The sequence below is a fragment of the Pseudoxanthomonas sp. LARHCG66 genome, assembly GCF_052871755.1.
Genome location: NZ_JBIXJW010000003.1, coordinates 412,094 through 438,252, shown reverse-complemented (window position 1 = coordinate 438,252; position 26,159 = coordinate 412,094). Strand labels below are relative to the sequence as shown.

The following is a 26,159-nucleotide window of genomic DNA, read 5'->3' as shown; positions in this document are numbered from 1 at the left end:
GGGATGCGTCGCTATGCTCGAAAGCCCCAGAAGACTCCGGATCCTTCGACATGCGTCGAGTACTCCTTGCGATGTTTCTCGGCATCGCGATGCCCTGCGCGGCTGCCGACCAGCCTTCACGCAGGATCGAGTTGGATATCGACAAGGCCGTCGAGCCGGTGGATCGATTCTTCGCCCTTTCGGTGGGTTCGGACTACCCGGGAACATTGATCCGCGAGGACTCACAGGCCCACCTGGCGGTGGCAGCCGACGAGCTCGGGTTCGAGTACCTGCGTTTCCACGACCTGTTCCACGACACGCTGGGTACGGTCCGTCACGTTGACGGTGCGATCGTCTATGACTGGACCAGGATCGATCAGCTGTACGACGCGCTGCTGGCCAAGGGAGTCCGCCCATTCGTGGAGCTCGGCTTCACGCCCGCTGCGCTGAAGACATCCGATCAGTCGCTCTTCTACTGGAAGGCCAACACATCGCACCCCAAGCCCGCCATGTGGCGCCATCTGATCGACGCATACCTGCGGCACGTGATCGCCAGGTATGGCGTCGATGAGGTGCGCAGCTGGTATTTCGAGGTGTGGAATGAGCCCAATCTGAAGGACTTCTGGGAGGGCGCCGACCGGGATGCATATTTCGAGCTCTACGCCAATACGGCCAGAACCCTGAAGGCGGTGGACTCCCGATTGCGTGTGGGCGGTCCATCCACGGCGGGCGCGGCTTGGATCCCGGAGTTTCTGGCATTCTGCGATGACAAAGAGGTGCCGATCGATTTCGTCACCACGCATACCTATGGCGTCGATGGCGGTTTTCTGGACGAACAGGGCGGGCAGGACACCAAACTGCTGAGTTCGCCCGATGCGATCGTTGCGGATGTGCGCAGGGCACGGAAAGAGATCGATGCGTCGGCCTTCCCGGGCCTGCCCCTCTATTTCACGGAATGGAGCAGCAGCTACAGCCCCAGGGACGTGGTGCATGACAGCTACATCAACGCCCCCTATGCGCTGACCAAGTTGAAGCAGGCGAGGGGGCTGGCCCAGGGCATGAGCTACTGGGCCTACACCGATCTTTTCGAGGAGGCGGGCCCACCCCCGGCATCCTTCCACGGGGGATTCGGTCTCATGAATCGTGAGGGGGTGCGAAAGCCCACGTGGTTCGCCTACAAGTATTTGAATCAGCTCACTGGGCGCGAGATTCCCACGAACGATGAGTTGGCATGGGCATCCGTGGATGAAAGGAAGATCGCGATACTCGCCTGGGACTGGCAACAACCCGTCCAGGACGTCAGCAACAGGCCGTTCTATACCCGCAAGCTGGTCGCCAGACCGGCGGTACCGCTCTCTATCCATCTGAAGAGCATCCAGCCGGGGAGCTACCGGTTGAAGGTGCATCGCACGGGATACCTCAAGAACGATCCTCTGTCGGCTTATATAGACATGGGCCTGCCGTCGGACGTGAGTGCAGTGCAGCTGAACGCCCTGAAGTCCGCTACTTCCGATCAAGCCGAGCAGGACACGATGTTGCGTGTAGGCAGCGACGGACTTCTCGACCTCGATCTGGCGATGCGAAGCAACGACGTAGTCCTGGTCACTTTGGAGCCCCTGGAGAGATAGGCTGCCCCTGCGTTCATGCGCTCTTCGCCCTATGTTGACGTTGGCTCAGATGACAACGTTGGCGCCCTTACGAAGGCGATCGAGGATTCGCTGCAAGGGACCATAGCTCCGTGTCAGCTCGCCGGTAGGAGCAGACATTCGGCGTGCAAGGTCTGGCCCGAGAATCGTCACTCTTCGCGATGCAGTCGGCGCCAGTTGCCCGCGACTCCTTGAGTCCGCCCGCTTCTTCAACGCGCCGGCACGGCTCCCCCTGGAAGCTGGAAGGCCGGGGCGCTCGCAGTGGGAAAGCAGAACCATGTCCGTGTCCGGCCACATGGAACGTTGGATCAGCGGGTCAGGGATCCGGGAACCCGAGGGACGACGACAATCCACGATGGGCCGCGGCCTGCGCGAGCAACGTGTTGGCCTTGGCTTCGAATACCTGGATCGCGTCCGTGCCCGCCGCAAACCTTCCCGGAGGGTCATCATGACGAGCGAGTTGCACCAGCGCCTCGGCGAGTCTCGTCGGGTCTCCGCCCTGCTTGCCATTCATGCCGGTCCAGGCGGCTACCGTCTCGGCGGTGCGCGCTGCGTAGTCGTCGATGGATCCTGCGGCGTATGTCGTCGACTCCGCCGTCAGCAGCTCGGTGCGGAAGAAGCCCGGCTCGACAAGCATCGATCGGATACCGAACGGTGCCACCTCCAGCGCCAATGACTCGATCCACCCTTCAACGCCGAACTTCGCGGCGGCATACGCCGAGCAGAACAAACCACCGGCGATGCCCGCCGTCGAGGAAATCGTCAGCAGCAAGCCCGCGCGTTGCCTGCGCATCACGGGCAGCGCCGCACGGGTCACGTTCATCGGGCCGAACAGCAGGGTCTCGATCTGGCTCCGGACCTGGGCAGAACTGAGTTCCTCGAAGAAGCCCGCAAAGAAATTGCCTGCGTTATTGACCAGCACGTCAATGCGACCAAATCGCTCCACTGCACTGGCTACTGCGTCCCGTGCCTCGGCCTCGCTGGTCACGTCGAGGCGGACGCAATGCAGATCCGGGTTCGGCCCTATCGCGGCCTCGACTTTGCCAGCATCACGGCCCGTGGCGACGACGGCGTCGCCCTGCGCGAGTGCCGCCTGGGCGATCTCAAGGCCGAGGCCGCGGCCCGCCCCGGTGATGAACCAGATCCTGCTTGTCATGAGGCGCTCCAATGATTGGGTTTCGTTGTCAGATCGTGCTGACGGGCCATCCGTCGATCGCTCGCATGTGCGCCTCGCCCATCCGGAGCCCATGCACTGTCATCAAGGCGTACGCCGATTCCAGTTCGTGGAGGTCGGCCGGCGACAGGCTGACATCCAGAGCCGCCAGGTTTTCCTTCAGGTGATCCTCGCGACGAGTGCCGGGAATCGGGACGATGAACGGCTTCTGGGCCAATAGCCACGCCAAGGCAAGCGCGGCAGGTGTCGTGCCTTTGCGCGTTGCGACGCGCTGGATCAATGCGAGCACGGGAAGGTTCTTCACCCGGTTCTCCGCCGTCAGCCGCGGGAACAGCGAGCGAAGGTCCTTGTCAGGATCGAAGCGGACGTCGGCCCCCAACTTTCCGGTCAGGTACCCTTGTCCCAGCGGACTCCACGGTACGAAGCCGATGCCCAGGTCCTCGCAGGCTTTCAGGACGCCGTTGCCCTCCGGTCCGCGGAACCAGAATGCGTACTCGCTCTGCACCGCGGTAACCGGCTGCACGGCATGCGCTCGGCGGATATGGGGGGCGCTTGCCTCCGACAGGCCGAAGTGCAGCACCTTTCCCTCGGCAATCAGATCCTTCACCGCGCCCGCGACATCCTCGATCGGCACCGACGGGTCGACGCGGTGCTGGTAGTACAGGTCGATGCGATCGGTGCGAAGGCGCGCCAACGAGCCTTCGACGACCTTGCGGATATGCTCAGGACGGCTGGTAACGCCGCCTTTCTCCAGGTCGAAGCCGAATTTGGTCGCGATGACCACTTCGTCGCGGAACGGCGCGAGCGCTTCACCGACCAGGCTCTCGTTGGTGTACGGGCCGTAGACCTCGGCGGTATCGAAGAAGGTCACGCCCTGCTCGCGCGCGGCGCGAAGCGTCGCAATGCCCTGCGTGCGGTCCGCGGGCGGTCCGTAGTTGGCGCTGATGCTCATCGCGCCGGCACCCATCGCCGAGACGTGCAAGGTCCCAAGCTTCCTCGGCATCTTCCTGGAATGCGCGGCAGCGGCCTCCGATTTGGTGGCACTGGCGCTGGCGGTGTAGGCCGTTCCGAGGGACGCAACCGCCAAACCAGCGGCAGCCAGGGTGGAGTGGGCCAGGAATTCCCGGCGGTCGAGGTTGCAGGTGGGATAGCTCATGGGGGCACCTTTGCTGACGGATGCTGGACAAGGGCCGCCAGTGTCCGCCCCCGCCATCCGGAGGGATTGCCGGATCTGCCGGCGGTATTGCCTGGAATGACGAATCCCGATCAGGACGGGCATCCGGACGACGGAGGGCATGTACGCTTGGGCGGAAGCATCGAATGACGGAGATCCGCATGAGAACGCTGGAAGCAGAGACTTCTGCGTCACTGGCCGACCCGGCACGACTGGCCAGGGCCATCGAGCGGGTTGCCCGATGCGATGGCGACCACGTGACGGCTATTCCCTGTCTTTCGCTGCACCGTCGCAGCGCGCCCACCGAGCCGCTGCATTGCGTCTATGGCCTGGGCGTCGGCGTCGTTGCCCAGGGCAGCAAGCAGGTGCTGATGGGCAGCGAGGTCATCGACTACGCCCCCGGACAATCGATGCTCACCACCATCGATTCACCCGTCGTGTCGCACGTGGCGCACGCCTCCAACCGGGAGCCGTTCCTCGGTCTGTTCCTGACCCTGGATATCAGGCTCATCACGCAGTTGGCTTCCGATTTGGAGCTGCCGCCGCGCAAGCGAGAGCGCGCCTGCCGGTCCATCTCGGTCGAAACCTTGGAGGCGGCCCTGGTCGATGCGCTGGTTCGCCTCGTAGGATTGCTGCATGAGCCTGCGCTGGTGCAGGCGCTTTCGCCACTGATCCAGCAGGAGATCACCGCCCGGCTGCTGGCCGGCCCTCATGGCGGGTACCTCCAGGATCTGGTGGCGACCGGGTCGCCCAACCAGCAGATCGCCAAGGCCGTCGCGTGGTTGAAGCGCAACTTCAAGCAGCCCTTGCAGGCCGACGCGCTAGCGAGCCGGGTGCACATGAGCCCTTCGACGTTTCGCCAGCACTTCCGTGCCATCACCGGTACCAGCCCGCTGCAGTTCCAGAAACAGCTCCGGCTGCAGGAAGCGCGGCAGTTGATGCTCAACCAGAACCTCGACGCCAGCAATGCGAGTGGGCTCGTGGGCTACGAGAGCCCGTCGCAGTTCAGTCGCGAATACAGCCGTCTCTTCGGCGAACCGCCCCAGCGCGATGTCAAGCGCATGCGTTCTTCTTGATGGAGTGTCTGCGTCTGTCCGTGGATTCGGCTGATCGATGCAACATGCGGAACGCTGCGCAGGCAGCACGAGTGTTGCAGATGACGTGCAGGAAGAGGACCTGTTACACCGACAGCCAGAAGGCGGTGATGTGGGGCCGCAGGCCCGTGCTTTCGCCTGTGGAGGCGCTTGAATCGCTCCCCTGTCGTTTGAAGCGACAGGGAATTCCAGGGCCGGACTATTCGCGGGCCGCTACAGCATCTGCACCACGACCTTGCCCTTGGCGCGCCCGCTTTCTGAGTAGGCCAGGGCTTCGCTGGTGTCCTTGAACGGGAGCACCTTGTCGACGACGGGGCGGATCGCGCCAGATTCGATGAGCGCGGAGATCTCGCGCAACTGAGCCCCATCGGCGCGCATGAAGACGAACGTGTACTCGACATTCTTCTGCTTGGACTTCTTGCGAATGCCTCGGCTCAACAGGCGCATCACCTGCTTGAGCGGCCATGCCAGTCCGCGCGCAGTGGCGAACGCCGGGGAGGGCGGACCGGATATCGAGACGAGATGCCCGCCCGGCTTGAGAATCCGGAGGGATTTGTCCAGTTCATCGCTGCCGAGGCTGTTGAGCACCACGTCGTAGTCATGGAGCGCGGCGGCGAAATCCTGCTGCTTGTAGTCGATGACGACATCCGCGCCCAGGGTCTTCACCCAAGCGACGTTGGCCGTACTCGTGGTCGTGGCGACGAAGGCGCCAAGATGTTTGGCAAGCTGGATGGCGATGGTGCCAACGCCTCCAGAGCCGGCCTGGATGAAGACTTTCTGTCCTCTCTGCAGCTTCGCTGTCTCGACCAGCACCTGCCATGCCGTCAGGGCTACCAATGGCAGGGAGGCGGCCTCGACCATATCGAGATTCTGGGGTTTCAGAGCTACCGACGATGCTTTGATGGCAATGAACTCGGCGAAGGTGCCGATGCGGTCATCGTCGGGGCGTGCATAGACTTCGTCGCCCGGCCTGAACTGGTGGACACGGGCACCGACGCGCACGACCGTGCCAGCCACGTCGTTACCGAGGGCCAGGGGAAAGCGGTAGGGCAGGATCAGCTTGAACTCGCCACGTTTGATCTTGGAGTCCAGCGCGTTGACACCCGCGGCATGGACCTTGATCTGGATGTCATCGTCGCGCAGGTCCGGCTCGGGTACATCGCCGATACGGCCGGTCTCTTTTTTCCCGTAGCGATCGATCACGAAGGCTTTCATGGTTCTGCGTCTCTGAGTGGGTGGTTTGACCAGGTGGACGTGCGGTGCCGTCACCTGGCAGGGCAGACGTCAGTCGCCGGGGAACGCTAACGCCTTGGGCACGAACCCGGCGTGATACTGGAAGATGGCGCCGTGCCCGGCGTCCTCGTAGATGACAAGTTGCGAGTGGGGAATGCGGCGCGCCATGTCGAAACTGTTGGACGTGGGCACCATTCAGTTCCGGGCCGACAAGGCGCGGCCTGTCGTATTCCGGCCTCAGACAGCGACGCGGTAGCGCTCGGCGGCCTGCGCCTGGCGGATGTCGGTGAGCAAGGCCTGGCGCGTGGCGTCCAGGGTGTCCCAGCGTGCGGCCACATGCAGGGGAGGAATGGTGACGGCTTCGCGGCGATCGAATCCGACCAGCGCCGCATCGACCAGTTCGCCCACATCCATCACCTCGGGCAATGTGTTGATGTCGATACCGGCACGCTCCCAGATTTCGGTGCGGGTGGCCGCAGGGAGGACCGCTTGCACGTAAACCCCTTTGGGCGCCAGTTCCAGGCTCAGCCCCTGGGACAGGAACAGCACGAAGGCCTTGGTCGCGCCGTAGACGGACATGCCGAATTCTGGCGCCAGGCCCACGACGGAGCCGATGTTCACGATCGCACCTTCGCCGGCCTCCACCAGCCGCGGAGCGACGGCGGCGGCCAAGCGTGTCAGCGCGGTCGTGTTCAAGGTCACCAGCCGCTCGATGCTGTCGGCCGACTGGTCGATGAAACCACCGGACTGCGCGACGCCTGCGTTGTTGATGAGGATGCCGATGGCGGCATCGTCGCGCAGGCGCGCTTCGACCGCGGCCAGTTCATCGCGGCGGGTGAGGTCGGCCGGCAGCACCTCGATGGCGACGCCCGTTTCCTGGCGCAGGCGAGCGGCGAGTGTTTCCAGGCGCGCGTTGTCGCGTGCGACAAGCACGAGATCGTGGCCGCGTCGCGCGAAGCGTTCGGCATAGGTGGCGCCGATGCCGCTGGAAGCGCCGGTGATGAGGGTGGTGGGAAGCACGGTCATGATGGCTGTCTCTGGGGGTAGGGATGTGGGTCAGGGGGCAATGCGCAGGGCTAATCGGATGAGGCGGCAAAGCAGCGGCGTGCGCGGCCTCACTGCGCGTGTGCGTCGGCCAGGGTCGGGTAGTCGATGTAGCCCTGGGCGCCGCCGCCGTACAACGTGGCCGGGTTCAATGCGGCAAGGGGCGCACCGGTCATCAGACGCTCGACCAGATCGGGGTTGCTGATGAAGGCACGGCCAAACGCAAACAGGTCCGCCTTGCCCTCGCTGAGGCGGGCATTGGCCAGTGGCAGGTCGTAACCGTTGTTGGCCAGATAGGTGCGCGTGAAGCGGCGGCGCAGGCCATCGAAGTCGAACGGCGCCACCTCGCGTGGGCCACCCGTGGCGCCTTCCACCACGTGCAGATAGACGATGCCGAGTGCATCGAGTTGTTCGACGATGTAGTCGTACTGCGGCTGCGGATCGCTGCTGGAAATGGCGCCGGCCGGCGACACCGGCGAGATACGTACGCCGGTGCGGTCGGCACCGATTTGCTCGACCACCGCGGCGGTGACTTCCAGCAGCAGGCGCGCGCGATTCTCGATGGAGCCTCCGTAGGCGTCGGTGCGCTGGTTGGCGCCGTCCTTGATGAACTGTTCCAGCAGGTACCCGTTGGCACCGTGGATCTCCACGCCGTCGAAGCCGGCCGCGATCGCGTTGGCGGCGGCCTGGCGGAAGTCGTCGACGATCCCCGGCAATTCGTTGATGTCCAGCGCACGCGGCTCGGAAACATCGGCAAAGCCGTTGTTGACGAAGGTCTTGGTCTGCGCGCGGATGGCGGAAGGGGCGACAGGCGCGGCGCCGCCGAGCAGATCGACATGGGAGATGCGGCCAACGTGCCACAGCTGCGCGAAGATGCGCCCGCCTCGGCCATGCACGGCATCCGTTACCTGACGCCAGCCGTCGATCTGGTCCTGCGTGTACAGGCCGGGGGTGTCCTGGTAACCCTGGGCCTGCGCCGAGACCTGGGTGGCCTCGGTGATGATCAGTCCGGCCGAGGCGCGCTGCGCGTAGTAGGTGGCGGCAAGCGCGCCGGGCACCAGGCCGGCACCGGCGCGGTTGCGCGTCAGCGGTGCCATGACGATGCGGTTGGCGAGGGTCAGCGGGCCGAGTGGGTAGGGTTGGAACAGCGTGGTGTCGGTCATGTCGTGCCTGAGGTGTGAAGGTGGATTGGATGGCCGGGTAGAGCGCCTCTCCCGGATCCCGTCCTGGTCGAGGCATCAATGATGATGACCGTAATCATTGATGTCAATGGTTTGATTATGGGCATCATCTATCAGTGATATAGTGCCGACCTTCCACAGGCGGAACATCCAGAGACACGGGTCATGAAGGTCACCAAGCAACAAGCGCAGGCAAATCGGGCGCGCATCGTCGAAACCGCGTCCACTCTGTTCAGGGAGCGGGGTTACGACGGCGTGGGCGTCGCGGACCTGATGGCCGCCGCCGGCTTCACCCATGGCGGCTTCTACAAGCATTTCGGCTCCAAGACCGACCTGATGGCAGAAGCGGCAGCCTGCGGCCTGGCGCGCTCCGCGGACGCCGCGATGAGCGGCGGTCCGGCTGACTTCATGAGCTACTACATTTCCCGGGAACACCGGGACAACCCGGGCAGTGGTTGCACGATGGCCGCGCTCTGCGCGGATGCCGCGCGCCAGCCGGAATCGGTCAAGGCGGCGTTTGCGGCAGGCATCGAGCATCAGTTGTCGGCGCCAGCGCGCCAGGAGCAGGCTCCGGGTGACAACGAGAGCGACGAGGCGCGTGCGCGCCGGATCGTCCTGATGGCCCAGGCCGTTGGAGCGGTGGTGTTGTCGAGGTCCTGTCCCGACGATTCACCGCTGGCGGACGAAATCCTGGAGGTCTGCCGGGCGCACGTCCTGGCGCGGCTGCCGACTGAACGGCCTGCCTGAGCCCCCTCCCTCGTGAAGTGCCATGAACCTCACCGAGCAGTACTGCGCTCTACGAGCGCTTGCTCGATCCGGTAGGAACCTGATGCTGCTGTGGGGCGACTGGTCGCTGCATGGCCTCCAGGCAATCCCCGGCATGCACGGGCGCTTCGACGAACGTCCGTGTCCGGCTGAAAGCGCCCGCAGCCCCACAGCGGATCGAGCCGACCCCATCCGCACCCCACGGAATGTCGCCGGCAACCTACCGCTTCCCGACGCTGACCTGCCTGCGCCTTGCACGCGCCTTGCACGCGCCTTGCACGCGACATGCAGAGACGTGCGCGCGAGTGCGGGAGCGTCGGAGGCGCAAGCCTCGAACACCCGGTCGCAGAATCTGCAGGCTCGGCCGCAGGCTTCGGATATCCGCGCGTCACCCAGTGAGCCTCGTCGGCGACGGGTCGAGGCTTGCAGCGGCGCGTGTTTCTCCCTTGCCCGCGAGCCGCCGAGGGGCGTCGGCGAGTCTTTGTGCCTTGCAAGCAGGTGTTTCCGGTCTAGTGGTCATGCTCCGGACCTGGCGGGCGAGCGCGACGCTGGAAGCAGTGCGATCGTCAGCCGCACATGGGCGTGCTGCATCGTCGCGTCGGCATCGGGTCAGGGACGCCAGGCCACCCAATCGCCGGGGGCCACCTGTTGGACGTCCATCGATCTCTCGTGCGCCGCTTCGCGCAGTCGACCCGGTGCGTCGTCCGCTTCCACGTATTCCTTCATGCCGGTGATGCCGTAGTGGATGGGCACCAGCGTGCGCGCACCCAGGATGGTGGCGGCGGCGACCGCCTGCTCGGGCGTCAGCACGCCCGGCTGGCCGCTGACGGGCTGTCGCCAGCCGAATCGCGCGCCGTTGATCGGGAGGAAGACCGCATCGAACGGCCCGAGCTGGCGGCCGATGCGCCACCAGTGGCCGTGCCACAAGGTGTCGCCCCCATGGAAGATGCGGCGTCCGCCGGCAGCGACCACCCATGACACCTGGGTGTCGCCATACCCGTCCGACGCAGGTACCGGCGTGGCGGTGAAGTCACCCAGCAACTGGGGTTCCCACAGCGCGCTCGGCCTGGCGCGTGCGCCGGCCGGCATCGGCAACGGCTGTGTCCCCGCTGGATAGGCGAGCACACCGCCACGGCCGAGCGCATCCGCCACGGCGTGTGCATCGAAGTGGTCCGAATGCGTATGGGTGATCAGCACGCTGGTCTCGCCCACGCTGTCATCCACCGGCACCAGCCGGTCGCCGAGCGCGGTTCCCCAGGCGTCCGGGTTGACCAGCGGATCGATGAACAAGGTCGCTTGCGGCAACTGCAGGCGGATGCCGGCCCACGCCAGGCGCTGGATGCGCAGCGTGGGCGCGCGGCCTGACGCCAGCAGGCTGCCCGACGGCAGCAGCGCAGCGGCGGATGCGCCCACGCAACCCGCCAGGAACCGCCTGCGGCCTCCCCTGGGAGGACGTGCTTCCGGATCACCGTTCATGCGTGCATCTCCCGGGATGCGAGGGAGGCATCCAGCGCGAAGATCGCCTGTGACGTGATGACCTCGAGATTGTGCCCATGCCACGCGCGTTCGAACGCCGTCGGCACCACGCCCGGTGCGAGGCAATCCTCGATGCGGATCGTCGCGATCCGGTCGTCGGTTTCCACCGCCGATACCTGCGTGCGGCAGCGGACCACGGCATCCCGCAGCTGGTCGAGATAGTGCAGGGCATTGTCGAGCACCACTGCGTGGAACCTGCCGATGTGTCCACCGATCACCGTTCCGCGGCCGAACTGGCGCATCCGCCCGATGGCGGCGCGAAGCAGGGCGGGGTCGGCCTTCGACAGGTAGACGATGTTGCCGACGATGTTGTCGCCCGCGCAGACCAGGTCCGCCGTGGGCACGTCCACGCTCAGGTGGTCCATCGTCTTGCCCGGGTTGTGGAGGAAGCGCAGCGCATGCGCGCCCCAGCGGAGGGCCATGTTGTCGAACACCATGTCCGGCTCCCGGTAGAGCGCATCCAGGCGGCGGTTCTGCGACAGGTAGGCATGGCGATGGTGCCTATGGGCCATCGTCAGCGCGTCGGGAAACAGCGACATGCCGGCGATGTGGTCGCTCATGAAATGGGTGGCAGCGAGCAGGCGCACGGTCTTGCCCAACTGCCCGCACAGCACGTCGCGCAGGTGGCCTGCGTCGTGCGCACTGCCCAGTGAATCGACCAGCAGCACGTCATCGCCATCGATGAACGCGGTGGCGACGGATTGCACGTCGTCGCCGACAAACATCAGCACATCGGTATGCACTTCTTCGAACTTCACGAGGGTCGCCTTGCCGTGGGTGGCGACATGGTGGCCAACGCCCTCGGTGGCGACAAACGAGTTGTTTTGTCGTTCGCTTCAGAAAAAGTAACGCGATACGATGCCGGCCGGACCCCCTCCGCCCAGGTGCTCGTGAAGCCCCGTCATCCCGCGCCACTCAATGCGCTCCGCACGTTCGAAGCGGCGGCACGGAACCTGAGTTTCAACACGGCCGCACAGCAGTTGTTCGTCACACCGGCGGCGGTCAGCCATCAGGTCAAGCACCTCGAGACGTATCTGGGCGTCACCCTGTTCCATCGCGGCAATCGCTCGGTGGAACTCACCGCCGAAGGCAAGGCGCTGGCGGCCGCGCTGGGCGACATCTTCGGGCAACTGGATCTGGCGCTAGACCGCGTGACATCGCACGCATCGGCGGATCTGCGCATAAGCACGCTGGAATCATTCGCCGCCAAGTGGCTGGCGCCGCGGCTGCACCGCTTCCATCACGCGTTCCCCGATATCCGCGTGCGTATCGAAACCGGCAACGAGCCGGCCGACTTCGCGCGCGGTGTCGATGTCGCCATCCGCTACGGGCCCGGTGGGTATGCGGGCCTGCATGCGGAACGGCTGATGGAGGCGCCGGCATTTCCCGTCTGTGCGCCATCGTTGGCGCTGTCGCGGTTGGACGATCTGCGACAGCAGACGCTGTTGCACGACGAAAGCGCGCTGGGCCGGCCCGGCGTGCCCCAATGGGCCGACTGGCTGGAAGCCGCCGGTGTCGAGGGTGTCGATGCAAGTCGCGGCCCGGTCTTCGCCAGCATCTACCTGGCGCAGGAAGCGGCCATCGCCGGCCACGGCATTGCGCTGGGCATCGCGCCCCTGGTGAAGGAAGACGTGCTCCATGGCCGGCTGCTCCCGCCCTTCGAGCGCAGCCTGCCCAACGCATACGCCTTCTGGCTGCTGCGACGGGACGATGCGCGCCCACGCGCCGCCGTCAACGCATTCTGCGGATGGCTGCAACAGGAAGCGGGCGACGATGCCGCATTCTGGGAAGCGCGACGCACAGGTCGGTAGGGGTGTCGCGGCGACGCGGTTCGTACGCCGGTCCGAAGCGGATGCATTTCCCTGTGCCTAGACGCTTCACGGCCCGCCTGCATACCGGCTGGGCGGTTCGCCCACGTGCCGGCTGAAGGCCACGCTGAACGTGCTGGTCGAGCCGTAGCCGACGCGCTCGGCCACTTCGGTCACGCTGAGGCCGTCGCGCCTGAGCAATTCCTTCGCGACTTCCATGCGCCACGCCAGCACGTATTCCATCGGTGGCACGCCGACGGCGCGGGTGAAACGTTCGAAGAACGTCGAGCGTGAGAGCGCGGCGGCCTTCGCCAGCTCGCCCACGGTCCACCCATGCGCGATGCGCGCATGGATCTGCTTGAGCGCCATCGCCAGCCGCTCATCGCCCAGTCCGCGCAACAGGCCGGGCGGCGCGTTGCCTGCAGTGGTCGAGCGCATGGCTTCCACCAGCAGCATCTCCACCAGCCGGGACAGCATGTATGCATTGCCCGGCTGCTGCTGCGCGTACTCTTCGCCGACCATCTGCACCAGTTGCATGAGCCGCTGCGACCCCTGCACATGGACGACCGTGGGCAGCAGCGAGACCAGCAGCGCGGCGTCCCGGGTGTCGAACAGGAACGCGCCGCCCAGCGAGCGCATGTCCGGCGGTCCGTCGGGATCGCCATGACGCAGTTCTCCTTGCCCGCCCGGTACGACGTCGGGGTCGATGAAGACAGGTGGCGCCGGCACGAAGCCGGAAAGCGTGAAGGCGGGCGTGGTCGGCAGCAGCACGAAGTCACCCGCACTGATGGTGATGGGGGCGTGCCCATCCACGGCCAGCCGCGCGCTGCCTTCCAGCACGATGCAGAAGCCGGGCTGGCCGTAGTCGGCATACCGCACGGCCCAGTTGCCCTTGCCGCTGATCACGTTGGCAAAGACCGCCTGCGGATGCAGCAGCTGGACGACGTCGGAAAGTGGATCCCCCATTCCGGACTCCGGCTAAAACAAACAGGACGATGCGCTATCGATCATCCGGAAAGGCTGGCCTATCGTTCCCGCCGAGTCAACTCACCCTCGGAGAACGAAATGAAGACCGTCCTGATCACCGGCTGCTCGTCCGGTTACGGCCTGGAAACCGCCCGCCACTTCCTCGCGCAGGGCTGGAGCGTCATCGCCACCCAGCGGCATCCGCGCGAAGACCTGCTCCCCGCTTCACCCCATCTGCGCGTGCTCGCGCTGGACGTCACCCGGCCGGACAGCATCGCCAGCGCCTTGGAGGCCGCGGGTCCCATCGACGCGCTGGTCAACAATGCCGGCATCGGTCTGTTCGGTGCATTCGAGGCCACGCCCATGGACACCGTGCGCGAGGTATTCGAAACCAATACGTTCGGACTGATGGCCATGTGCCAGGCCGTCATCCCGCAGTTCCGTCAGCGCAGGGCAGGTGTCATCGTGAACGTCACCTCCAGCGCGACGCTGGCACCGTTCCCGCTGGTGGCGGCGTATACCGCCAGCAAGACCGCAGTCGAAGGTTTCACCGCATCGCTGGAGCACGAACTCAAGGCCTTCGATGTGCGGGTCAAGCTGGTGGAACCCGGCTATGGTCCGTCGACCCGGTTCACCGCCAATGGCCAGCAGCGCATGCAGGGCCTGATCCCCGAGGCATACGAGCCCTTCGCCCACAGCGTATTTGCCGGACTGGGCAGCATCACCGCGGTGACGGCCGAGTCCGACGTCGCCGAAGGCGTGTGGCGCGCCGTGAACGACACCACCGGGCAACTGCATTTCCCGGCCGGTGCGGATGCGGTGGCACTGGCCGTGCGGTGAGGCTGGGTTGCACGCGAGGCGGACGCGCATCCAGCGCCCTGTGAGCCGACGCTAGACTGCGCCAGTGTCCAAAGGAGTGAATGCTTGCTCACGTCAGGAGCACAACGCCATCACCTTGCTGCCCGGGTCGCAGTCGTTGTGCTGCTGGCGGTGTATGGCGGCCTCAGTCTTGTGGCCTTCTTCCGACCCGATTGGCTTCCCGTCAAGACCATCTGGCACGCGGGGCTACTCGGGCCACCGGCTCTTCTGGTCTGGGGTGGGCACATGCTCGTCGCCTACAGCGCGTGCACCGTGGTCGTCGTCCTGCTGCTCGCAGGGGGCGCGGTCGTCCGCTCCGACGAACTCAGGCTCATCGCGGCCATGGCAGCGTTCGCCGTGTGGATGGGAGCGGGCTTCTTCTCTGCGTTGTTGTCCGTCTAGGGATTTCGCCATCGCAGCGCGGTGACCCGTTGGCCGGAGGCGGGCCCAGCGGTCAGAATCGGCACACGAAATCGAAACGGGACGGGAACCGATGCGTGTGGCACCCCAGTGGGACTTCATCAGGATGATCCAGCGCAGTCCATTGCCAGGATTCGCCTTCACGCGTGTGCGGGCCGCTGCCATGCTGTTGCTCGCAGTGCTGGGCACGCAGGCAGGCCTTTCCGCTGCGGCGGAAATGGATGCACCGACTGCCGCCACGGAAGGCGCCGTCGTGCAGACCGATGACGTGGCGCTGTTCTACCGCGTCTACGATGCGGCGGGCGGAAAGCCGACGGCTGCGCAACTGCAGCGCGACTACCTGGAGCAGGGTTCGGAAGGGTTGCGCCTGTTCGCCCGTCTGCGCAACACCACGGGGCAACGCATTGCGGATGCCGTGGCACGCGATCCCGCGCTCTATGCCGATGCGCGCCGCTGCCTGGCCGTACTGCCGCAGGCGCGCGCGCGGCTCGAGAAGGCCCTGCGCGACCTCGGCGGGCTGTATGGCGAGGCGCGCTTCCCGCCGGTGACCATCGCCATCGGTCGCGGCAAGCCGATCGCCATCGGCGCCCCCGATACCGGCATCCAGGTGGGCCTGGAGGCGCTGTGCGACGCGGACTGGCTCAATGCCGACCCCGAGGACAGGATCGTCTACGTGCTCGCGCACGAATACGTTCATGTGCAGCAGGTCAACGCGCACAAACTGAGCGACAAGCCCGCGCCGACGGTACTGGAAATCTCGCTGCTCGAGGGCATCGCCGAATTCGTCGGCGAACTGGTGGCGGGCGAGATCGCCTACGGCCGCACCGCGGCGATGGCGGCAGGTCGCGAGCAGGAAATCGAGACCCGCTTCGCCGCCGACATCGACAAGACCGAGCTCAAGGACTGGGTCTACAACACCACCCCGGAGCAGCCGGGCGATCTCGGCTACTGGGTCGGTTACCGGATCGCCAAGGCCTATTACCGCAACGCGCCCGACAAGCGCCAGGCGCTGCGCGAGATCCTGGAGATGGACGACGCCCGCGCCTTCCTGGCCCGCAGCGGCTGGCATCCCGGCATGGCGCTGTAGGCGGGCAGGAGGGTTCCCGCACAAACGCTATGCCTTGCGTCGGCTGACCCCATGCAGCCTCACCTCCCTGGCGCCCCGGATGTGTCATGCTCCCGGCGGTCGCAACGACCATGGGAGTACACGTGATGGCCAAGGGCCTGGACAAGAAGAAAGAGCAGAAGAAAAAGCCGGCGAAGACGATGAAGGAAAAGCGCGCCGAGAAGAGCGAGAAGAAGGCCACGCGCGGTTTCGCGCCGACCTGATCGCCTGTTGTTGCTGCAAGTGAATCCCGGGCGAGCGCCGCGAACCCGGGATACGTTCCGGAAACGCGAGCCCTGCCGGCCATGTGCCATCCCATCCTGGGTCGCGCGTGGCATGTCTAGCCAGGGTTGCGCATGACCCAGCCGCGGAACGTGAACCCGGCATAGAACAGCTCGATATCGACAAACCCCGCCTCGTCCAGCAGCGCTTCGTCCTGCGCGGGCGACAGCAGCGGCAGGCGCGCGTTGATCGCGGCGGCAGCGCTGACCATGCTCGTGGCAGGCACGCCGGATGCGACGGCAAAAGCGGCGTAACGGGAAAGCCAGCGCTCGCGCTTGTCCGTTGCGTCGTCCACGCTGTGGTGGGCGACGATGAACGGTGCGCCGGGGGCGAGCCGTCGACGCACTTCGGCCAGCGTATGCAGGCGCTGTTCCGCTGGCAGGAAGTGCAGGGTCAGCAGGCAGATCGCGCCATCGAAGGGGCCCGGCGGCGCATCGTCGATGTAGCCTTCGACCAGCGCCGCGCGCGACGCCAGCGGTCCGAGGGTGGTGGTGGCCAGCTTCAACATCTCGGCCGACGGATCGACGCCGGTGAAACGCCAGCCGGGCTGCGCGTCGGCGAACGCTTTCAGCTCCAGTCCGCCCCCGGCACCCAGCACCAGTACGTGGCCATCGTCGGGCACGCGTTCGGCAAGCAGGAGCCGCGCCATCTGTTGCATTCCCTGGAAGCCGGGCACCTGCCGGATGGGACCCTGGGCGTAGCGGGCGACGGCGTCTGGATCCGAGAACGACATGCGGTGTTCCGTTGCGGCGGGGCCTCCATGCTAGCGTGCGATCCGTTCGCGAATCGTTGCAGCGGAGCCGCCGGCTGCTCAGTGCGGTACGCGCCGCAGCTTGGACACGTCGTAGCCCAGCGCTTCGATCTGGCGGACGCGCGCCTGGTAGTCCGTCTCCGGAATCCGCGGCGTACGCGCCATCAGCCACACGTAGTCGCGCTTGCTGCGCCCCACGATCGTATGCTGGTAGTCGGCGTCCACGTACGCGATCACGTACTCGGCCTGGATCGGCCAGACGAACTGCATGTCCCACACTGCACCGCCACCGTCGGGCTTCACGGTGCCGATGGGGTGCATCGTCTTCTCCGGTCCGTCCAGCGCGCCCTTGCGGAAGCGGAACGTGGTCTGGATGCGGCCGTCCGGCTGTTTCGCGTACGACTCCACGGCGGCATAGGCCTCGCGTTCGGGAAACGACGGGATGTGCGCGATGACGTACCAGTCGCCCATGAAGCGGTCCACGTCGACCGGTGCGGCCGTGGGGATGGACGGCTTCACGCTGCCGGAGCGGCAGGCCGCGGTGGTGGTGGCGACCATCAGCGCGAGCAGCACGAAGGGCAGGGTACGCATGTCAGTGCTCCCGGGCGGGTCGCTGGAAGCGATAGTGCGCGACCAGCCATTCCTGCCCGTCGCGATAGCCGAACAGTTCGGCGCAGGCCATCCAGAACATCCGCCAGCGCTGGTTCCATAGCGGCGCGGCATCGCCATAGGCCTGGCGCAGTACGTCCATCACCTCCGCGCGATGTGCATCGTGCCGCGCCAGCCAGTGGTTGGCGGTGCGCTGGTAGTGGCTGCCGTCGAGCAGCCAGCGTTCCTGCAGATGCAGATGGTCCTGGAAGAACAGCAGCAGGTCGGCGGACGGCATCATGCCGCCGGTGAAGAAGTGCCGGCCCATCCAGTTGTCCTCGCCCTGCGTCTCGAACGGATACATCAGATGGCGGTGCACGAAGATGTGCACGAACAGCCTGCCACCCGGCCGCAGCGCGTCATGGATGCGACGCAGCAGCGCGGCATGGTTGCTGACGTGTTCGAACATCTCTACCGACACGCAGCGGTCGAAGCCCTGCGGCTCCAGGTGCAGCTGGTTGACGTCGCGGGTAAGGACGCGGACGTTGCGCAACCCGCGTTCGGCGCAGCGTGCCTCGATGAATTCGCGCTGCGAATGGGAGTTGGAGACAGCGGTGATGCGCGCGTTCGGGTAACGCTCCGCCATCCACAGGGTCAGCGAACCCCAGCCGCAGCCGAGTTCCAGAATGTCCTGTCCGTCGGCCAGGTCCGCGCGCTCGCCGTACAGGGCCAGCATGGCGTCTTCGGCCTGGTCCAGCGTCTCGGTGCCGGTGGCATAGAAGCAGCTGCTGTATTTCAGCCGGTGTCCAAGGCAGTGCTGGAAGAAGGCGGGTGGAAGTTCGTAGTGCTGGCGGTTCGCAGCGTCGGTATGCAGGGCGAGTGCGCCGCGCTGGAGGTCGCGCAGGCGTTGCGCCAGGCGTGCGGACTGCGCCGTCTGGCCACCTTCGCCTTCGTCGCGCAGGCGCTGCGCGCACAGGCGGCGGATGCCGGCGCGAACGAGCGCGTCGGGCAGCAGGCCGCGTTCGGCCAGGCCGAGCAGGCCGGTGGCGGGGCGGTCAACGGGAAGCTCGTCGGTCATGGTGTTCATCGCGTCGTTTCCTCGTCGCGGGGTGTCGGGAACCAGGGGAACAGCATCGGCGTGCGTCGCTGGTAGTCGCGGTAGTCCTCGCCGCGCGTGCGCAACGCCTGCGCTTCGGTGTAGGGGATGCCGCTGATCCAGCGCAGGAACACGTACATCACCACCGGGCCCGTCCATGCCAGCCAGAACCACGGCGAACCGGCTGCCAGCGCGACGTACGCGAACCAGTGCAGCCATTCGAAGAAGTAGTTGGGGTGTCGCGAGTAATGCCACAGGCCCTCGCGGCAGGTGCGCCCGCGGTTGGCGGGATCTGCGCGGAAGCGCGCGAGCTGGCGGTCGGCGATGGCCTCGCCGGCGACGCTGCCCATCCATATGGCCACCGCCAGCACGATCCACGGCCACGCCGAGTCCACGGGGCTGCGCGCCGCGGCAGCGAACGGAAGCGCAAACAGCACCACCAGCAACGCCTGCGCCATGAAGAACAGCAGGAACTTGCCCTGGTGCCCTTGCCAGTGGTCGCGCAGATGGCGGTAGCGGCCGTCTTCCGGTTCGTGGCGCACGCGTCGCCACAGGTGCAGCGCGAGCCGCGCGCCCCACAGGCCACCGAGCACGGCCAGCGTCACGCGTGCCTGCCACGCGCCATCACCGAGGACTGCAAGCAGTACGGCGCTGCCACCCACGCATGCCGACCACAGCACGTCGACGATCCCGGCGTTGTCGCGACGCCGCTGCCAGTACCAGCCGTACATCATCACGACTGCGGCCGGCAGGGCGACCAGGCCGAGTGTGGGCAGCAGGTTCATGTCGCCTCCGTGGCGTGCGCCGGGCGCGCCATCAGCAGATGCGACACTCCGATGGAACGCTCCAGGAACCCGCCTTCGCAATACGCCAGGTAGAACTCCCACAGGCGGATGAAGCGCTCGTCGAAGCCCTGCGCGCGTACATCCGCCAGGCGCGTCATGAAGCGCCGCCGCCATGCGCGCAACGTGTACGCATACGACAGGCCGAAGTCCTCCTGGTGGACGACCTGCAGGTCGCTGGCGCGGGTCTTCGCGTCATACATGGCATTGAGCGAGGGGATGAAGCTGCCGGGAAAGACGAAGCGCTTGATGTAGTCCACCGAGTCGCGCGCCTGCAGGTAGCGGTGGTCCTCAATGGTGATGGCCTGCAGCAAGGCCTGCCCGCCCGGGCGCAGCAGGCTGCCCAGCTTGCCGAAGAAGGTGCCGAGATACTGCGCGCCGATCGCTTCGATCATCTCGATCGACACCAGCTTGTCGTAAGCGCCCTGCAGGTCGCGGTAGTCCTGCAGCAACAGCGTCACCCGGTCCTGCAGGCCGGCGTCGACCACGCGCTGGCTGGCCAGTGCATGCTGTTCGCGCGAGATCGTGGTGGTGGTCACGTGCGCGCCGTAGTGGCGCGCCGCATGCAGCGCGAAGCCGCCCCAGCCGGTGCCGATCTCGACCACGCGGTCCCCCGGCGCGAGCGCCAGCTTGCGGCACACCGCATCGAGCTTGCGGCAGGAGGCTGTCTCCAGGTCGTCGTCCGGGGAGGCGAACATCGCCGAGGAGTACATCAGGTCCGACGACAGGAACAGGGCGAAGAAATCGTTGCCGAGGTCGTAGTGCGCGGCGATGTTGCGGCGGCTGCCCTCGCGCGTGTTGCGGCGGAGTGCGTGCCAGCGGCGCAGCGCCCAGCCACCGATGCGGGCCAGGCCGCCCTCCATGCCATCGAGCAGTGTGCGGTTGCGCACCAGCAGCCGGACCAGCCCGACCAGGTCGTCGCAGCGCCAGTGACCGGCGATGTAGGCCTCGCCGGCGCCCACGCTGCCCTGCGCGGCGAGCGCGCGATAGAACGCGGGATCGTCGATCCACAGGTGCACGGTCGACAACCTTCCCTCGCCGGAATGGCCGAAGCGGTGTTCGCCCAGCGCGTCGCGGACCACCAGCACGCCATGGTCCAGCGCGTCCAGGCGGGCCAGCAGCTGCGAGCGCAGCAGGCGGTCGAGCGCGCCGTAAGAGTGAACAGCGGAGACGTCGGCGATCTCGTTCATGGGGTCTCGCGTGCGAGTGAAGGATGGTCGTGCACCGGCGTGCGCTTCAACCACAGGCGCAGTGCCTGCCAGTGGATGCCGGCCACGACCTGCGTGGTCATCAGCGGGTAGCGCCACAGCACGCGCGCGAGCGAGGCGCCATCCAAGGGTCGGCGCAGCAGGGTCAGGGTGGCGTCAAAGGCGCGCCGTCCTTCGCGGTCGACCTGCATGTGCACGCGCAGGGCATCGTCGGGCGGCGTGAAGCGCCAGCGGTAGGTGCAGTCCATCGGCAGGAACGGCGACACGTGGAAGTCCTTGTCGAAGCCCCATTCCCAGCCGTCGCCGTACGGCACGCCGTCGTGTATGGGCAATACGTAGCTGTGCCGTTCGCGCCAGGGCGTGTTGGTGATTTCGGCCAGCACGGCGTCCAGCGTGGTGCCGTCCGGCTGGAAGCAGTAGTAGAAGCTGACCGGATTGAAGACGTAGCCGGCGTAGCGCAGGTGCGTCAGCAGACGGACCGGGCCTTGCGGGCGATGGCCGAGCGCGCGTTCGACGCGGTCGCGCACGGCCTCGACCAGCGGCCGGTCGTGCGGCGCCAGGTAGTCGCACCGGCGGAACTCCGCGAGGTTGCGGCGATCCGCCGACCACAGCCAGCGGCGGTCGAACACGGTATCGACTTCGTCCAGGTCCAGGTAGAGCTGCGCCATGCGATAGCGAAAGGCGTGCGCGCGCGGCGAGTGCCGGCGATGCCGCACCCAGCCCTCGTATACGGCGCTTGCCAGCGGAGCGGTCACGCGCTCACCGCTTCGGCGTCGCGCCGGCCAACCGTTCCTGCGGTCAGCGCCTCGATGGCATCCACCACGTCGCGCGCGCTGCGGATGCCGTCCTCGTGGAAGCCCCAGCCCCAGTAGGCGCCGGCGAACCACGTGCGGCGGCGGCCCTGGATCTCGGCCTTGCGTTGCTGCGCCGCGACCATGCCGTGGTCGTAGACCGGATGGCGGTAGTGCATGCGCTTGAGGATGCGCGCGGGATCGATCGCCTCGCTGCGGTTGAGGGTGACCACGAAGGGATCCGGCGACGCGACGCCTTGCAGCAGGTTCATGCAGTAGCTCACGGTGCACGGCGCCGAAGGGTCGCGGGGCACATGCGCATTCCATGCCGCCCAGGCTTTGCGTTCGCGCGGCAGCACGCTGGCGTCGGTGTGCAGCACGGTGTCGTTGGACTGGTAACGGATGGCGCCGAGGATCGCGTGCTCGCTGGCCTCCGCGTCGTGGAGCAGCGCAAGTGCCTGGTCGCTGTGGCAGGCCAGGACGACATGGTCGAAGCGCTCGCGGCCGTGGCGGGTGTCGAGCTCCACGCCTTCGTCGTCGCGGCGTATCGCCCGCACGGGCGTGGACCGTCTCTCCTGCACGCGCCAGCGACGACGCAATGCCTGTACATAGGTGCTTGAACCGCCCGTCACCACGCGCCAGGGCGATCGCGCTCCCAGCGTCAGCATGTGGTGGTTGGCCATGAACTGCACCAGGTACCGTGCCGGGAACGCCAGGATGCCCTGCGGCGGCGACGACCACAGGGCCGATGCCATCGGCACCAGGTGTTCATCGCGGAAGGCATCGCCGTAGCCGCCGGCCTGCAGGTAGTCGCCGAGTGTGGGGCCCGGCTGTCCTCCGGCCAGCAATGCGGGCGCCTCGCGGTAGAAACGCGCCAGGTCGCGGAGCATGCCCCAGAAGCGCGGCGACAGCAGGTTGCGGCGCTGGCAGAACAGCGTGTCGAACGTGGTCGCGTTGTATTCCACGCCACTGCGCGCGCTGTGCACGGAAAAACTCATCGTGGTCGGTTGCGAGGCCACGCCAAGCTGGTCGAAAAGACCGCACAGCAGGGGATAGTGGTCGGGGTTGAAGACGATGAAGCCGCTGTCGATGGCGTAGCGCCGTCCCGCCTGTTCGACATCGTGCGTGTGCGTGTGGCCGCCCAGGTAGTCGTTGGCTTCGAACAGGACCACGTCGTGCCGGCGCGACAGCCACCATGCCGAGGCCAGTCCGGCGATGCCGGAACCCACGATCGCGATGCGCATGCTCAGTGCCTCGCCTTCGCCAGTACCCAGGCGGGCACCGGCTTGAGTTCCCGCACCAGGCCGAGCATGGCGAGCAGCCGCAATCCGTACCAGGTCAGGTCGATTTCCCACCAGCGGAAGCCCTGGCGCGCGGTGCCGGGAAAGAAGTGGTGGTTGTTGTGCCAGCCCTCGCCGAACGTCAGCAGTGCGAGCCAGACGTTGTTGCGGCTGTCGTCGTGCGTGTCGAAACGGCGGCGGCCGAAGCGGTGCGCCAGCGAATTGATGGTGACCGTGGCATGGAACAGCACCACGGTGGACACGAAGAAGCCCCACACCAGCAGCTGCGGGCCGTTCGTGCCCCACTGCGGCACCACGTACTCCAGCAGTTCCCCGGCCGCATACAGGCTGGCGGCCAGCAGTACCGGCACGACGGTGTCGTAGCGATCCAGCCAGCGCAACTCCGGATAGCGTGCAAGGTCGGGGATGCGCGCCCAGTCCGTGCGGAAGCCGCCGCGGGCGAGGAACCAGCCCGCGTGGCTCCACCAGAAGCCGTGCACCGCGGGCGAATGCGGGTCCGCGGGGGTGTCGGCATGGCGATGGTGGTTGCGGTGGTGCGCGGCCCACCACAACGGCCCGCGCTGCACGCTGGCGGCACCGATCAGCGCGAACACGAACTGCAGCACGCGCGAAGTGCGGAACGTGCGGTGCGAGAAGTAGCGGTGGTAGAAGGCGGTGATCGCGAACATGCGCACGGCGTAGAGTGCCACTGCCGCGATCACTGCGACAGGCGATACGCCGACCCACAGCACGGCCACGCACGCAAGGTGCATGCCGATGAAGGGGGCGGCACGCAGCCAGTCGATCTCCCGGGCGCGGCCTGCATCTTCGTCATCCACCCTCTGCGTGTCGAACCAGCGACGCACAGCCGCCAGACCGCGTGCCGCCAGCGTGGAGGTGGATGAAACGCTGGCCGGCATCGCTCTGTCTCCGCTGCATTCACGGCACATACGTGTGCAGACGGTGATTGGATGCACGCGGCACGACACTCAGGGCGTGCACCGCTGCACGAGCGGCGTGGCGAGTGCGCGCTGCAGGGCGCCTGCATCGGCGGGCTTGGCGGGTTCGGGAAACACGATGCGGACGTCCTGGTGCCGCCCGGCGCCGTCGCGGATGGTGGCGATGCCGGCGAACTCCAGCAGACGCCGGTCCGCGTCCGCGTAGGTCAGTTCCATCGAAGGCGCGACGAAGCCATACCAGCGGTCCAGTCGCATCGTCATGCGCTGCGCGGGAATGCCTTGCCATCGCACGGAGGGCCCGGGCTGCAGGCGTACCGGCACGAAGGACATCCGGCTGGGAAGCAGGAAGGGTTGGGTCACGTCGTCACCGGCGCGGAGGGTCGCCCAGTGCAGGCGCACGCCGGCATCGAAGCCCGCATCGATCACGCCATCGGCGGGTACGGCCAGCGCACGTTCCTTCAGTGGAGCGCGCGCACCCGGCCGGACGTAGACCACGCGCCCCTGCGGCCCGCTGCGCACGCCTTCGCGATAGCCATCCCGGGCATCCTGGAAATCGAAGTCCGGTGCCTGGGCCATGGCGCGTTCGACCACGGTCTTGCGCGCGAACGCACGGCCATCGGGACACCGATGCAGCACCAGCCGGCGCGCCGTTCCCTCCTGCCGGTAACGCCAGTGCGATTCGCGGTAGAGCAGCGTTTCGCCCTTGCGGGGATGGGCCCGGGCTTCCTGCTGATGGATATCGGTGTCCGCACAGGCGGGACCGGCCACACAGGCGCCGATGGCGCCCACAGACAGCGCGAGCAGGTGGCTGCGTACGGACATGCGTCGGGATTCCCGGGGGTGGACCGGTTCGTCCTACGCTGTGCGGGGCAGGGTGGATGCATCCGGACACTGGATGACGCCGCATCCAAACGGCGGTCCCGCCCGTACATACGCCCATCACGACCAGCAACGGGGCCTGGCATACCATGCCGTCCGACTTCACAGGGATTACGCCGCCCCGCGGGGCGGCACGGCCGGTGTCCACGCCCACGCCCTCCACCCGGGATACGCATGACTGGACCCGCGAGATGATCGCGGTCGCGCGCTTGCGCGACCGGGGCAGCTTCATGCGGATCTACGATCACTTCATGCCACGCCTGTGCCTGTACCTGCGCGGGCTGGGCAGTCCCGAGGCGGTGGCGGAAGAGCTCTCGCAGGAGGCACTGCTGCGCCTGTGGCAGCGGGCGGCCATGTACGATCCGCAACAGGGCGCGGTGTCCACCTGGCTGTTCCGGATCGGCCGCAACCTGCACATCGACCGCGTGCGACGCGAACCCGGCTGGGTGCAGGTGCTGGAGGATGCGTGCCAGGGCACGGACGAGGAGTTGGCCCGGCCCTTCACGTCGGCGGAGGACTACGCCGAGCACGTCCACCTGCAACGCCGCATCGAGGAACTGCCGGCGGTGCAGGCGAGGTTGATGCGGATGTCGTATTTCGAAGCCAAGAGCCACCAGGAAATCGCCGACGAGCTGGACATGCCGCTGGGTACGGTGAAGTCGCACCTGCGGCGCGCGTTCCTGCGCCTGCAGGGCCAAGTACGAGGTCATTCGTGAATCCGCACCATCATCTCGATCCCTCAACCCTGCTCAGCTACGCGGCGGGGGCGCTGACCGTCGAGATGGCGATCGTCGCCGCCACGCATCTGGAAACCTGTGCGCATTGCCGCGCGCGCGTGGAGGAGGCCGAGTGCATCGGCGGGCAGCTGATCGAACACCAGCAGCCCGGGCCGGACGCCCCGGACGAAGGACACCGGGCCGTCCTGCGCGAGGCGATGCTGCGTCGCCTCGATGACGAGCCTGTCGCGGTGGCGCCGCCGCCGCGCGCCGCGCCGTACGAGGCGGACGATCGCCTGCCGGCACCGCTGCATCCCTATTTCGGCACGTCCTACCGTGCCTTGAAGTGGCGCTGGATGGCGCCCGGCGTGCATTGCATCCGGGCGGCGGGTACGCCGACAGGCACGCTGCTGATGCTGAAGATCGGCCCCGGCCGCAGCATGCCCGTGCACAGCCATGGCGGCACGGAACTCACCCAGATCCTGCGCGGCGCCTACCACGATGCGCTGGGCCACTTCGCCCCCGGTGACGTGGCCGACCTGGACAGCGACGTCGAGCACCAGCCGGTGACCGTGCCTGGCGTCGCCTGCATCTGCGTTTCCGCGCTGGATGCGCCGCTGCGCTTCCCGGGCTGGCTGGCGCAACGCCTGCAGCCGCTGTTCAAGCTCTGATCGAGGCCCTCTGGCCTGCCCGGCACCTTGCGTGCCGGGTATGCGCGTGCCCGCCACAAGCGCGGCACATCCCGCAGGCATGCGTTCCGGGCCCAAGTGCTCGCGGGCAGGTA

The 26,159-nt window shown here is 66.8% G+C and carries 27 protein-coding genes; 9 read left to right on the top strand and 18 right to left on the bottom strand.

Features of this window, described 5'->3' with window-relative positions:
• The first annotated feature begins 50 nt into the window (after nucleotides 1-50).
• The gene (locus ACIPRS_RS12185; RefSeq protein WP_337731226.1) at nucleotides 51-1,607 is read left to right on the top strand and encodes a GH39 family glycosyl hydrolase; all 1,557 of its coding nucleotides are present in this window, start codon (nucleotides 51-53) and stop codon (nucleotides 1,605-1,607) included.
• A 334-nt stretch (nucleotides 1,608-1,941) separates the two neighbouring features.
• Here ACIPRS_RS12185 and ACIPRS_RS12180 read toward each other — a convergent pair whose 3' ends face one another.
• Together ACIPRS_RS12180 and ACIPRS_RS12175 are read right to left on the bottom strand one after the other, a co-directional pair.
• Nucleotides 1,942-2,781, bottom strand: coding sequence for an SDR family oxidoreductase (locus tag ACIPRS_RS12180; RefSeq protein ID WP_337731225.1), 840 nt, complete (start codon nucleotides 2,779-2,781; stop codon nucleotides 1,942-1,944).
• Nucleotides 2,782-2,809: 28 nt separating this feature from the next.
• A complete protein-coding gene (locus tag ACIPRS_RS12175) occupies nucleotides 2,810-3,802 on the bottom strand; it encodes an aldo/keto reductase (RefSeq protein WP_337731907.1) in 993 nt (330 codons plus the stop codon).
• A gap of 317 nt (nucleotides 3,803-4,119) precedes the next feature.
• On the opposite strand from ACIPRS_RS12175, the gene ACIPRS_RS12170 reads away from it, so the two are divergent.
• Nucleotides 4,120-5,049 (top strand): AraC family transcriptional regulator, encoded by a 930-nt coding sequence (locus ACIPRS_RS12170; protein WP_337731224.1) that lies wholly within the window; start codon nucleotides 4,120-4,122, stop codon nucleotides 5,047-5,049.
• A 231-nt stretch (nucleotides 5,050-5,280) separates the two neighbouring features.
• On the opposite strand, the gene ACIPRS_RS12165 is transcribed toward ACIPRS_RS12170, so the two are convergent.
• The 4 genes from ACIPRS_RS12165 to ACIPRS_RS12150 all read right to left on the bottom strand — a co-directional run bounded on the left by ACIPRS_RS12165 (nucleotide 5,281) and on the right by ACIPRS_RS12150 (nucleotide 8,507).
• Nucleotides 5,281-6,282, bottom strand: coding sequence for an NADP-dependent oxidoreductase (locus ACIPRS_RS12165; protein ID WP_337731223.1), 1,002 nt, complete (start codon nucleotides 6,280-6,282; stop codon nucleotides 5,281-5,283).
• A gap of 69 nt (nucleotides 6,283-6,351) precedes the next feature.
• Complete coding sequence (locus tag ACIPRS_RS12160; protein ID WP_337731222.1) at nucleotides 6,352-6,492, bottom strand: alpha/beta fold hydrolase; 141 nt, start codon at nucleotides 6,490-6,492, stop codon at nucleotides 6,352-6,354.
• 45 nt (nucleotides 6,493-6,537) lie between these two features.
• A complete protein-coding gene (locus tag ACIPRS_RS12155; protein WP_446538735.1) occupies nucleotides 6,538-7,326 on the bottom strand; it encodes an SDR family NAD(P)-dependent oxidoreductase in 789 nt (262 codons plus the stop codon).
• A gap of 89 nt (nucleotides 7,327-7,415) precedes the next feature.
• Nucleotides 7,416-8,507 (bottom strand): alkene reductase, encoded by a 1,092-nt coding sequence (locus tag ACIPRS_RS12150; protein WP_446538734.1) that lies wholly within the window; start codon nucleotides 8,505-8,507, stop codon nucleotides 7,416-7,418.
• Nucleotides 8,508-8,690: 183 nt separating this feature from the next.
• Between ACIPRS_RS12150 and ACIPRS_RS12145 the strand changes: the two genes are divergently transcribed.
• A complete protein-coding gene (locus ACIPRS_RS12145; protein WP_446538733.1) occupies nucleotides 8,691-9,272 on the top strand; it encodes a TetR/AcrR family transcriptional regulator in 582 nt (193 codons plus the stop codon).
• 627 nt (nucleotides 9,273-9,899) lie between these two features.
• Here ACIPRS_RS12145 and ACIPRS_RS12140 read toward each other — a convergent pair.
• Nucleotides 9,900-10,766, bottom strand: a complete 867-nt coding sequence (locus tag ACIPRS_RS12140) for an MBL fold metallo-hydrolase (RefSeq protein WP_446538732.1) — start codon at nucleotides 10,764-10,766, stop codon at nucleotides 9,900-9,902.
• The gene (locus ACIPRS_RS12135; protein WP_446538731.1) at nucleotides 10,763-11,584 is read right to left on the bottom strand and encodes an MBL fold metallo-hydrolase; all 822 of its coding nucleotides are present in this window, start codon (nucleotides 11,582-11,584) and stop codon (nucleotides 10,763-10,765) included. The genes ACIPRS_RS12140 and ACIPRS_RS12135 overlap by 4 nt, the downstream gene beginning before the upstream one ends.
• A gap of 132 nt (nucleotides 11,585-11,716) precedes the next feature.
• On the opposite strand from ACIPRS_RS12135, the gene gcvA reads away from it, so the two are divergent.
• Complete coding sequence (gene gcvA / locus ACIPRS_RS12130; RefSeq protein ID WP_446538730.1) at nucleotides 11,717-12,637, top strand: transcriptional regulator GcvA; 921 nt, start codon at nucleotides 11,717-11,719, stop codon at nucleotides 12,635-12,637.
• Between the two features lie 66 nt (nucleotides 12,638-12,703).
• On the opposite strand, the gene ACIPRS_RS12125 is transcribed toward gcvA, so the two are convergent.
• Nucleotides 12,704-13,600, bottom strand: a complete 897-nt coding sequence (locus ACIPRS_RS12125; RefSeq protein ID WP_337731216.1) for an AraC family transcriptional regulator — start codon at nucleotides 13,598-13,600, stop codon at nucleotides 12,704-12,706.
• A 99-nt stretch (nucleotides 13,601-13,699) separates the two neighbouring features.
• On the opposite strand from ACIPRS_RS12125, the gene ACIPRS_RS12120 reads away from it, so the two are divergent.
• From ACIPRS_RS12120 to ACIPRS_RS12110, 3 genes are all read left to right on the top strand, one after another.
• Nucleotides 13,700-14,440 carry an SDR family oxidoreductase gene (locus ACIPRS_RS12120; protein WP_446538729.1) on the top strand — a complete coding sequence of 247 codons (741 nt, stop codon included), beginning with the start codon at nucleotides 13,700-13,702 and terminating at the stop codon, nucleotides 14,438-14,440.
• 84 nt (nucleotides 14,441-14,524) lie between these two features.
• Nucleotides 14,525-14,860 (top strand): hypothetical protein, encoded by a 336-nt coding sequence (locus ACIPRS_RS12115; protein ID WP_446538728.1) that lies wholly within the window; start codon nucleotides 14,525-14,527, stop codon nucleotides 14,858-14,860.
• A gap of 91 nt (nucleotides 14,861-14,951) precedes the next feature.
• On the top strand, nucleotides 14,952-15,965 hold the full coding sequence (locus tag ACIPRS_RS12110; RefSeq protein ID WP_446538727.1) for a DUF2268 domain-containing putative Zn-dependent protease: 1,014 nt from the start codon (nucleotides 14,952-14,954) through the stop codon (nucleotides 15,963-15,965).
• Between the two features lie 358 nt (nucleotides 15,966-16,323).
• Here ACIPRS_RS12110 and ACIPRS_RS12105 read toward each other — a convergent pair whose 3' ends face one another.
• The 9 genes from ACIPRS_RS12105 to ACIPRS_RS12065 all read right to left on the bottom strand — a co-directional run bounded on the left by ACIPRS_RS12105 (nucleotide 16,324) and on the right by ACIPRS_RS12065 (nucleotide 24,602).
• The gene (locus ACIPRS_RS12105; RefSeq protein ID WP_446538726.1) at nucleotides 16,324-16,998 is read right to left on the bottom strand and encodes a class I SAM-dependent methyltransferase; all 675 of its coding nucleotides are present in this window, start codon (nucleotides 16,996-16,998) and stop codon (nucleotides 16,324-16,326) included.
• Between the two features lie 78 nt (nucleotides 16,999-17,076).
• Complete coding sequence (locus tag ACIPRS_RS12100) at nucleotides 17,077-17,607, bottom strand: lipocalin family protein (protein ID WP_446538725.1); 531 nt, start codon at nucleotides 17,605-17,607, stop codon at nucleotides 17,077-17,079.
• A gap of 1 nt (nucleotide 17,608) precedes the next feature.
• Nucleotides 17,609-18,691, bottom strand: coding sequence for a class I SAM-dependent methyltransferase (locus ACIPRS_RS12095; RefSeq protein WP_446538724.1), 1,083 nt, complete (start codon nucleotides 18,689-18,691; stop codon nucleotides 17,609-17,611).
• Complete coding sequence (locus ACIPRS_RS12090) at nucleotides 18,688-19,485, bottom strand: DUF1295 domain-containing protein (protein WP_446538723.1); 798 nt, start codon at nucleotides 19,483-19,485, stop codon at nucleotides 18,688-18,690. The genes ACIPRS_RS12095 and ACIPRS_RS12090 overlap by 4 nt, the downstream gene beginning before the upstream one ends.
• Nucleotides 19,482-20,732: a class I SAM-dependent methyltransferase gene (locus ACIPRS_RS12085; protein WP_446538722.1), complete on the bottom strand. Its 1,251-nt coding sequence runs from the start codon at nucleotides 20,730-20,732 to the stop codon at nucleotides 19,482-19,484. The genes ACIPRS_RS12090 and ACIPRS_RS12085 overlap by 4 nt, the downstream gene beginning before the upstream one ends.
• Entirely contained in the window at nucleotides 20,729-21,505 is a 777-nt protein-coding gene (locus ACIPRS_RS12080) for a DUF1365 domain-containing protein (RefSeq protein WP_446538721.1), read from the bottom strand. Before ACIPRS_RS12080 ends, ACIPRS_RS12085 begins: the two co-directional genes overlap by 4 nt.
• Nucleotides 21,502-22,785 carry an NAD(P)/FAD-dependent oxidoreductase gene (locus ACIPRS_RS12075; protein WP_446538720.1) on the bottom strand — a complete coding sequence of 428 codons (1,284 nt, stop codon included), beginning with the start codon at nucleotides 22,783-22,785 and terminating at the stop codon, nucleotides 21,502-21,504. Before ACIPRS_RS12075 ends, ACIPRS_RS12080 begins: the two co-directional genes overlap by 4 nt.
• A 2-nt stretch (nucleotides 22,786-22,787) precedes the next feature.
• On the bottom strand, nucleotides 22,788-23,741 hold the full coding sequence (locus tag ACIPRS_RS12070) for an acyl-CoA desaturase (RefSeq protein WP_446538719.1): 954 nt from the start codon (nucleotides 23,739-23,741) through the stop codon (nucleotides 22,788-22,790).
• 69 nt (nucleotides 23,742-23,810) lie between these two features.
• Entirely contained in the window at nucleotides 23,811-24,602 is a 792-nt protein-coding gene (locus ACIPRS_RS12065) for a hypothetical protein (protein WP_446538718.1), read from the bottom strand.
• A gap of 146 nt (nucleotides 24,603-24,748) precedes the next feature.
• On the opposite strand from ACIPRS_RS12065, the gene ACIPRS_RS12060 reads away from it, so the two are divergent.
• The gene (locus tag ACIPRS_RS12060) at nucleotides 24,749-25,375 is read left to right on the top strand and encodes a sigma-70 family RNA polymerase sigma factor (protein ID WP_446538717.1); all 627 of its coding nucleotides are present in this window, start codon (nucleotides 24,749-24,751) and stop codon (nucleotides 25,373-25,375) included.
• Nucleotides 25,372-26,046 (top strand): ChrR family anti-sigma-E factor, encoded by a 675-nt coding sequence (locus ACIPRS_RS12055; protein WP_446538716.1) that lies wholly within the window; start codon nucleotides 25,372-25,374, stop codon nucleotides 26,044-26,046. The genes ACIPRS_RS12060 and ACIPRS_RS12055 overlap by 4 nt, the downstream gene beginning before the upstream one ends.
• Nucleotides 26,047-26,159 lie beyond the last annotated feature (113 nt).